Source organism: Moorena sp. SIO4G3 (genome assembly GCF_010692305.1).
GTDB lineage: Bacteria > Cyanobacteriota > Cyanobacteriia > Cyanobacteriales > Coleofasciculaceae > Moorena > Moorena producens_A.
The window spans coordinates 1-5,603 of sequence record NZ_JAAHIG010000505.1 but is presented as its reverse complement, the minus strand read 5'-3'; the positions used below and the strand labels follow the sequence as shown (position 1 = coordinate 5,603).

Annotated in this window: 8 protein-coding genes; 5 read left to right on the top strand and 3 right to left on the bottom strand. The window is 40.7% G+C overall.

Annotated features, from left to right (window positions below; all coding sequences use genetic code 11):
* On the top strand, positions 1-433 hold a 433-nt coding region (locus tag F6J99_RS41330), incomplete at its 5' end, for a hypothetical protein (RefSeq protein ID WP_293122283.1).
* A gap of 199 nt (positions 434-632) precedes the next feature.
* Here the strand turns inward: F6J99_RS41330 and F6J99_RS41325 are convergent.
* Together F6J99_RS41325 and F6J99_RS41320 are read right to left on the bottom strand one after the other, a co-directional pair.
* Complete coding sequence (locus F6J99_RS41325; protein WP_293122280.1) at positions 633-896, bottom strand: hypothetical protein; 264 nt, start codon at positions 894-896, stop codon at positions 633-635.
* 10 nt (positions 897-906) lie between these two features.
* The gene (locus F6J99_RS41320) at positions 907-1,314 is read right to left on the bottom strand and encodes a hypothetical protein (RefSeq protein ID WP_293122277.1); all 408 of its coding nucleotides are present in this window, start codon (positions 1,312-1,314) and stop codon (positions 907-909) included.
* Between the two features lie 627 nt (positions 1,315-1,941).
* Here F6J99_RS41320 and F6J99_RS41315 point away from each other — a divergent pair.
* The 3 genes from F6J99_RS41315 (at position 1,942) to F6J99_RS41305 (ending at position 3,034) form a co-directional block, all read left to right on the top strand.
* The gene (locus F6J99_RS41315; protein ID WP_293122274.1) at positions 1,942-2,313 is read left to right on the top strand and encodes a hypothetical protein; all 372 of its coding nucleotides are present in this window, start codon (positions 1,942-1,944) and stop codon (positions 2,311-2,313) included.
* A gap of 18 nt (positions 2,314-2,331) precedes the next feature.
* Positions 2,332-2,790 (top strand): 3'-5' exonuclease, encoded by a 459-nt coding sequence (locus tag F6J99_RS41310; protein ID WP_365975281.1) that lies wholly within the window; start codon positions 2,332-2,334, stop codon positions 2,788-2,790.
* Positions 2,791-2,890: 100 nt separating this feature from the next.
* The gene (locus F6J99_RS41305; RefSeq protein ID WP_293122271.1) at positions 2,891-3,034 is read left to right on the top strand and encodes a hypothetical protein; all 144 of its coding nucleotides are present in this window, start codon (positions 2,891-2,893) and stop codon (positions 3,032-3,034) included.
* 72 nt (positions 3,035-3,106) lie between these two features.
* On the opposite strand, the gene F6J99_RS41300 is transcribed toward F6J99_RS41305, so the two are convergent.
* Entirely contained in the window at positions 3,107-3,601 is a 495-nt protein-coding gene (locus F6J99_RS41300; RefSeq protein ID WP_293122268.1) for a hypothetical protein, read from the bottom strand.
* A gap of 1,024 nt (positions 3,602-4,625) precedes the next feature.
* Between F6J99_RS41300 and F6J99_RS41295 the strand changes: the two genes are divergently transcribed.
* Positions 4,626-5,279: a hypothetical protein gene (locus F6J99_RS41295; protein ID WP_293122265.1), complete on the top strand. Its 654-nt coding sequence runs from the start codon at positions 4,626-4,628 to the stop codon at positions 5,277-5,279.
* Positions 5,280-5,603: the final 324 nt, after the last annotated feature.

Below are 5,603 nucleotides of genomic sequence, written 5' to 3'. Positions count from 1 at the left end.
TGTATACAATGACCTCCTCTATGTGTTCCACCAAGGACGAGGGGATAGTGGCTGGCTCTGGTATAACGTTTTTGATGGCAATGAGTGGGCTGGAGATAAAGAGGTACGGGCCACAGGTTTAACCGATGATCCAGATGCATTAGTCTACAACGGTCAAGTATACGTGTTTCACGAGGGCAGAGGTGATAACGGTTGGCTGTGGTGCAATGTATTCGATGGCAATGAGTGGGCTGGAGATCACAAAATACATAAAACTGGGATAACTGCTGGACCATCAGCAGTCGTATATAATGACCAAATTTACCTGTTACATCAAGGGCGAGAGGACAGTGGATGGATGTGGTGTAATGTGTTTAATGGCTCTGAATGGGTTGGAGACGAAGAAGTACCCAATACTGGTATTTCTGAAGGACCAGGTGCAGTGATTTACTAACTAATTGCGCCTTGACAATATCTAGCAATTATCATAGCTATGAGGTACACAATTCCCAGATTTTAGGGAACAGCGGATCTGGGAACAGGAACGCACCCCTAACCCCTCCCAGGAGGTTAATAGGGAAGATGGAATAGCGATGCGCTGCATCAAGAGGTGCGACCCGTGGCGAATTTAATTCTTAATACGGAAAGCGCACCTAACAGGGAATCAAACTCAAAGAATAGTGTACCTCATAACTACGATAAACGCTATATATATTAACAACAAACTTCATCCATAGTCTAATCTGAATAGATGAAAAATAAGACAGCGATCGCGGTAGTTTAATTAGGTGCGATCGCCTTTGAATGTAGAATGTAGAATTGGGAATTGGAAATTTAGAATTGGGAATTCTGACTTCTGACTTCTGCCTTCTGCCTTCTGCCTTCTGCCTTCTGCCTTCTACATTCTTAATTCTCAATTCTAAATTCTTAATTCACCATTCTCTCCTCCTTCAAGCACAATCGATCCAATAACTCCCTCTGAATTGTTTCAAAATCTTCCAACAAAAAATCCATAATCGCCAGATGGCGCAAGTGAACAGCAGTGGGAGGGTAATAGCGACGACTGGTGTTAAACCAGCCATTAACAGTGTGAGCGGAACAAGAGCAGATCAAAGCTATATCTTCTTGCGTTACGTCCCACTTTTGGTAGAACCGTTGCGGTGTCATACCTAATTGGTAGTAACTATACAGTCGGATTAGTATTTGCTCTCGTTCCGTGATCGGATAGGGATAGGAATTTTCCTGCTTCGGTTCCCTCTGTTGTCCAAGCTGCTCAAGGCGCTCCATAGCTTCGTGATAATCGATGGGATGATGAATAAATCGTTTTTTTGCCATTATGATAGAGTTACCTAAACTGTGGTTTGGGAGAGAGCCGCGCTTGTTGGTTGGTGTTCGCAAAGCGCGGCTCTTTTCGCCATGATTATATTATAAATAGTGACTATAGTTGTTGTCAAGTGGAAAATCTAAAAAATCTGGATAAGTTACGACAAATGTAATAATTAGTTACAAGTAAAGAGTTAGAATGGTAACATGTTTAGCTAATAACTGGAATCGGGAATAAAGCAAAATTCAAGGTAATCATTTAACTATTATTTATCAGCTATTAGTTATCAGTTATCAGCTTATGCGCTACGCGCACACTACGCGAACAGCTATCAGCTATCAGCTAATGCGCTACGCGCACACTACGTGAACAGCTTTTGAATGAAAGAGGTGAGCATTAGTTTAATCTCTGTTAGGGAAAGCTGACAGCTGACCACTGACAGCTGACCACTGACAGCTGACCACTGACAGCTGACCACTGATGACTGAATGCATCAGAGACACATCTACGAAATTGAAGTATAACTAGAAGCAGTTGTACCAAAGGCATTCGCGTAGCGGCGATCTAGGAGAACCGCAGCCGTGAAGTTGAGAAAATAATTGATAAAATTTTAATGAGTCTTTCAGAGATTTAAGAAAATGCTTCAGGAATATCAATGGTGGGGAAACGATAACGAGCCGTCAGAAAATTTAAAAACTAAAAAACAACTATCAGAGTTAGGATTGGCACCAGTTCAAGCTGTGGGTGTAATTCATTGTCGAAAATATGATTTATATTTGTATGACATCAATAATCCGGAAAGCGTGCGCTCGAAACGGAAATTATCAGAAAAACAAAAAGCAAACATCAAACAGTTAGCAGAAATCAATAAGGCTAGACATCATCAGAAATGGTGGGAGGAATATTGCGCACGTTTTGAACTTGATAAAAAAAGAGCGATTCAATCTTGTCGAGACTTTTTAAGTAGTAATGATTGGGTGATTTTGGATACTGAAACCACGGGGTTATAATGTGCTGAAATTGTTTAAATTGCGGTTATCAATCACCAAGCTGAAACGGTTTTAAATACGCTGGTAAAACCTTCGATATCAATCCCTGCTGAATTTTCCGCAATTCATGGTATTACTGATGAGATGGTGGTTAATGCACCAACGTTGCCGGAAATTTGGCAAGATATAGAGCAGGCGATCGATAATAAAAATTTGCTAATTTATAATGCTGATTTTGATTTATCAATCCTAAACTATTGTCGAAAGCTTTATAAGCTATCAAAATTGAAATCAGAAACTCAAGCTTACTGTCTGATGGAAATTTATGCTCAGTATTGTGGTGAATGGAGTGATTATTATAAATCATATAAATGGCAACCGCTTTGCGGGGGACATCGAGCGTTAGATGATTGTTTGGCGGTTTATGAGCTAATTGAAGAGATGGCGGCTGATGACTTCCAAGTTGAAATTCCCTATCCTCAGTATTTATCGGAGTAATTTAATAATTCCTCTAAAAATTGGGAAAATTTTTTAAAAACTGGGAGAAATTGATTGATTGAATTCTGACAATAATTTAGTTAGAGCGTTTATAGGACTCATGAGGTACAGATTATTTTTTCCCTCTTCCCTCTTCCCTCTTCCCTCTTCCCTTTTCCCTCTTCCCTGCTCCCTGCTCCCTGCTCCCTGCTCCCTAAAAACCAGAAATTTGTACCTCACAAGTCGTAGAATTGCTATAGTTTAGCGTGCCACGTGAATATGTCAACATCTAATCCATTTTTACCGGATTAGCACAAAACTATATTAACAACAAACCTCATCCATAGTATAATCTGAATAGATAAAAACAAGACAACTGTCGCTGCAGTTTAATTAGGTGCGAACGCCTTTGGTTGCGCATAGTGCATCGCACCAGGATGTCAACAACGAACCTTGCAAGAAAGTCCCTCAAATCCAGATGGAATAACCATGTGGATTTTAATGTGAGCGACTGTTTCGAGACATTCTCAAGCTGTTCGCTAAACCAATATGCAGGGCAGTGCTCTCCGCTCAACGATGCCTGAGTTTCGACTATATAGCAATAGCGGTTTCTGTAACCATGCCATTCGATTGACAGCACCTTTCGTATCATTTCTGGCTTACCACGAAGGCGGACATAATCTCCAACCTTTATTTCGGTAGGTGGCTTACCTCCTTTGGTTTCCGGTGAAAATACTCGGCACTCTCTCCCGTAGAGCCTCCACCACGGGTCTACTCTTGAATTAGCTTGGTGGTCTAATTGACTCGCTCCAAGGGCAATTTTGTGTAGCATCTTGAGAACCTTGTTTATTTCTTGGGAGCCATGGTGCTATACGCTAGAGAAGAAGGAACAGACAACAGGGAACAGCAAGCTGTGAAAGGGTTTCAGGATTTAGAATGTACTAACCTAAACGCTTACTGTAGGATAAAGCCTGATTTCAAAGGGTTTACTGCAACGTAGCCCCTCATAGTCCTACGGCTAGCAACAGGGATTATACGAGTTTAGTCCCCTTTAATTACTCCACCCTTACCACTCACATTCCGGACTGTTCGACTCTAGTCCTAGCAGCCCTATATCGCTCACTACCATCCCAGTTCCCATTCCAAACGAAAACCCCCAACCAGAGCGATATCCAGCCAATGCACATTATGAGTCATTTTTTCTTGCACTTACCCTGGGGATGTAGAGATGGGGCTTAGGTGTGTGATCAGCGTTCGCAAAGCGTGGCCTACGGCCTCAGCTTCCGCGCTTGTTCGATGAAGCAAAGCTTCCGCCAAAGGCGATCACAGCTGCACCTCCAGAACTCCCGTAGCTGTAATATCCAGCACGTTTTACTCTGCTACCTATACTACATTGAGTTTGAACAATAATTTAGGGATTTTAGATGAGATTTTAGATGAGTTTTATGAGGTTTTAGATGAGTTTTATGAGGTTTTAGATGAGGTTTTATACTAAATTCGCTTGTCAAAACCCCTTTCTAAAAATCGACCAAATCTTTTTCTGCCAGTTTATGCCTGAAATCTAGGGCTATGCAGATCAGGGGGGTATGAGAAGAGGATTTGGTATTAGATGAGGTTTATGAGGTTTTCTATGAGGTTTATGAGATTTTCTATGAGGTTTATGAGGTTTTCTATGAGGTTTATGAAGTTTATGAGGTTTTCTATGAGGTTTTCTATGAGGTTTTCTATGAGGTTTTCTATGAGGTTTTCTATGAGGTTTATCCGTTGATTTGTTTTTTAAATTGGTTTAAATTTGAAAAGTAAGTAAAGGAGGTTGACTTTCCTTTATTTAATCCAATTACGAGTTGTCAAAAAAGATGAAACACAATATCTGGTTAATGGCTTATAGCAATTTTCACTGTGGTAACTACAACCCAAGTAAGGGCTTAGCCTTTCAGGTCAGGCAGTCTCTCCGTAAAAAATCCTCTGCTGAAAAGCAATATATTTGTAGGATAAAGCGGGTGGGGGTGAATATTTATGACGCTGATGAAGCTGTTGATGAAGTTGAATTTTTGGATAACAGTGGTCAGTTTCAGATTGATGCGGTTATTGCCTTTGGCGTCGGTGGACCTCAGGGTCTCTTTAAGTTTGAGCATACAGGCAGTGCTGCAAGAAATGAGATATCAGATCAATATGATCTATACGGTCGCCCTGTAAATAAAAAGTTACAAGAATATGGCGCAAAAATTGAAGGCCAGACAGCTGGTTGGCATTATAATGAACGTGTTCATAACCTCGTTAGAACCTATGAGCAGAAAGCAGGTCAGGATTCTGAAAGTCCTGGAGCTGGTTCCTATCTGTGTGGATATATGACAGAAAAATTAGCAGTCTCACAGACACTGACGAATAAAGGCTTTTTTATTCATACCAAAAATTACTTCCCTACAGAAGAAGATCTAGACCGGAACCGGGCGGGGCTTTTAATCGCTGACTTTATTGAAGAATTTTGTGACCTACCTAAATTAGGGTAAAGGCTGCAAAAATTACTCTTATCTAGCAATCGATAAATTCTAAAAATCTTAATTTTGAAACCTATACTTTGTAAGGGTTTCAAGCTAGATTGCCCCTGGTAGCAGCTTTGCTAGTTTTAGCCCTAGTTGGCGCTGATATTGATAAAATTAAGCACTTACACAGAATTAATTACCTATTAATGTCTGTAACCTTTACCCCTGGTTGACTGACAAAACTATTCAGCAGCATACTTGTACGTTTGTATTTTGAATTCCAGCCGATAACATCGTTTCTCATGTTGTTTTCGCGAAGCTATCACCGGGTCAGGGTCTTGATTAGTTGTG